Annotated in this window: 6 protein-coding genes; 4 read left to right on the top strand and 2 right to left on the bottom strand. The window is 42.8% G+C overall.

The window, feature by feature from the left end; translation table 11 throughout:
* The 4 genes from AC5590_RS26970 to AC5590_RS26985 all read left to right on the top strand — a co-directional run.
* Positions 1–373: AAA-like domain-containing protein (locus AC5590_RS26970; protein ID WP_248277443.1), on the top strand; the 373-nt coding region annotated here is incomplete at its 5' end.
* Between the two features lie 18 nt (positions 374–391).
* Positions 392–685, top strand: coding sequence for a nucleotidyltransferase family protein (locus AC5590_RS26975; protein WP_169268970.1), 294 nt, complete (start codon positions 392–394; stop codon positions 683–685).
* Between the two features lie 132 nt (positions 686–817).
* Positions 818–1,024, top strand: a complete 207-nt coding sequence (locus AC5590_RS26980; protein ID WP_246162635.1) for a HepT-like ribonuclease domain-containing protein — start codon at positions 818–820, stop codon at positions 1,022–1,024.
* Between the two features lie 41 nt (positions 1,025–1,065).
* Entirely contained in the window at positions 1,066–1,218 is a 153-nt protein-coding gene (locus AC5590_RS26985) for a hypothetical protein (protein ID WP_169268971.1), read from the top strand.
* Positions 1,219–1,262: 44 nt separating this feature from the next.
* Here AC5590_RS26985 and brnA read toward each other — a convergent pair whose 3' ends face one another.
* Both brnA and AC5590_RS26995 read right to left on the bottom strand, forming a co-directional pair.
* On the bottom strand, positions 1,263–1,487 hold the full coding sequence (gene brnA / locus AC5590_RS26990) for a type II toxin-antitoxin system BrnA family antitoxin (RefSeq protein WP_169268972.1): 225 nt from the start codon (positions 1,485–1,487) through the stop codon (positions 1,263–1,265).
* Positions 1,468–1,809, bottom strand: coding sequence for a BrnT family toxin (locus tag AC5590_RS26995; RefSeq protein WP_318560337.1), 342 nt, complete (start codon positions 1,807–1,809; stop codon positions 1,468–1,470). Before AC5590_RS26995 ends, brnA begins: the two co-directional genes overlap by 20 nt.
* Positions 1,810–1,967: the final 158 nt, after the last annotated feature.

Below are 1,967 nucleotides of genomic sequence, written 5' to 3' on the forward strand. Positions count from 1 at the left end.
TTGGGGCAACCAAACTCCGTTTGGTTGGGGCATAGGGCGCGCCAAGGGCGATCGCTATTTACAACGCCATATCTTAAAAGGATTGGGACATCCGTTGGTATTGGCAATGGATGAAGTCGATAGAGTTTTTGACACCAAATTCCGCAATGATTTTTTTGGGATGTTGCGTAGCTGGCATAATAATCGTGCGATTTATCCGAGTTTAGACAAATTGGATTTGGTACTGGTTACTTCTACTGAACCATATCAGTTAATTGATGATTTGAATCAGTCTCCGTTTAATGTCGGGCAGATTATTGAGTTAGAAGATTTTACACCTGAACAAGTTGCCCAACTCAATGCTCGTCATAATCCATATTCAAATAAGCTGTAGTGTTATGAGAGATGGAAAATGAAATTAAAAGAAATCCTCCAAGAAAAACGAGCAGAAATTCTCAGTATTGCTGCTAAACATGGTGCTTATAATCTCCGAATTTTTGGTAGTGTAGCTAGAGGAGAAGAAACACCAAGCAGTGATATTGATTTTTTGATTGATTATGACTTGAATAAAATTACGCCTTGGTTTCCTGGTGGCTTAGTTCAAGAGTTAGAAACCTTGTTGAATCGGAAGGTTGATGTGGTAACTACTAATTCTTTACATTATTTGATTCAAGATAAAGTCTTAAAAGAGGCTATTCCTTTATGAAAGACAGTCGGATTTATCTTATTCACATTCGCGATTGTCTCAACAGAATTAAGCAATATACACGCTTAAGGAAAAGAAGTATTTTTTAATGACATTAAAACCCAAGATGCAGTTTTAAGAAATATTCAGGTGATGTGTGAGTCTGTACAAAAATTACCAACTGATTGGAAAAATGCATACCCTGAGACAGAATGGAGTAATATTGCTGGCTTTCGTAATAGATTAACTCATGAATATCTAAGTGTAGACCTTGATATTGTTTGGAATGTCATTGAAAACTATTTGCCTTCTCTAGAAAGAACAATTGAAGCAATGGCACAGGAGTTTTGGAATATTTAGTTGAGAAGTACTCCGAAACTGAAAAATCACCTTAATGAAGTGTGATCGCGCAGCGTGCGCCTTGGCGCACTGGCCCTTGGCGGGCACTCCGTGCGATCGCCCACCGTGCGTCTTCGCGCGATCGCCTGTTTGTATCTGTTCTTGCACTATTGTCATTTAGCTATGACTCAGGAGGTAGAACCTCCTACTGCTAGTTCCCAGGCAAAGCCTGGGAACGATAAAAATTAGCAAGCAGAAATTACGAATGGCACTCAAGCCGTTGAGCAATCCATACCTTAATGATGGACTGTCGAGTGACACCGAGCCGCGCCGCCTCACGATCAAGTGCTTCAATCATCCATATCGGGAAATCGACGTTGATCCGCCGCTGCTCATAACCTGGGCGGCGAACGGTGGAAAGATCAAGGTATGAAGTTACGTCCTCGCCGTTGTCGAACTTTTCGTCAAACTCTTGGGCTTTCATATAGCTCTACCTCCTGATTTCGTGCTCGCCGTACTGAAATAATCCGCACCCGTTCCCCCCTGTACGTGATCACAGCAGCCCAATGCTTTCCATTGAACCAGCCAATCACAAGGAACCTCGGCTCTCCTTCGGTGCGAGCAGCAACCTCTACTCGATCAGCATCGAGCCACAGTTCTTGCGCCGAAATGAAGTCGATGCCGTGTTTCACCTTGTTCGAGGCGCTTTTGTGCTCGTCGAACTCAAATTCCATGCAAGTAAAAGGAATCCAGCGTTCTACCCTAAAAGGTATATTTAATATACTTTTTTTGGTGTGTTTTGGCAACTGTGCGCATAATACTACGATTGCGCTCTAGGTAGTGCAATTATGGGATGGCGTTAAGCGTAGATCTGCCGTAGGCGATCGCTCCAATAAAAAGCTCTCTGTGCTTGCACTATTGTCATTTAGCTATGACTCAGGAGGTAGAACCTCCTACTGCTAGT

Origin of the sequence: Brasilonema octagenarum UFV-OR1 (genome assembly GCF_963888615.1) — a bacterium.
In the GTDB taxonomy this organism is placed as follows: domain Bacteria; phylum Cyanobacteriota; class Cyanobacteriia; order Cyanobacteriales; family Nostocaceae; genus Brasilonema; species Brasilonema sennae.